The organism is Neisseria sp. P0001.S005, from assembly GCF_051963715.1.
Window position 1 is genome coordinate 1 of record NZ_JBQCTZ010001022.1, and the last position, 251, is coordinate 251.

At 53.4% G+C, this 251-nt stretch carries 1 pseudogene; it reads right to left on the bottom strand.

Annotation, left to right across the window (positions count from 1 at the left end):
• Positions 1–251 (bottom strand): annotated as a pseudogene (locus ACTHSP_RS23930) (energy transducer TonB); the annotation flags it as partial.

The window sequence follows — 251 nt, forward strand, 5'->3', positions numbered from 1 at the left end:
TGTACGATATCCGCTTTTTCTTTTTTCGTTACCACAGGTTTGATAACAGGTTTGGGCGGCTCGACAGGCTTAGGTTTAGGTTTCGGCTTAGGTTTCGGTTGTTCTGGGGTAGGCTCGGGGGCGGCAGGTGCGCCTTCGCCCTCAGGACTACCGTCGCCACCGCCGAAATCGCCTAAATCGACAAATTCAATATTCGCCATTTCGACAGGAGGCGGTTTGTGCGCGTGCCATAAAAGTGCAACCAAGCCGAC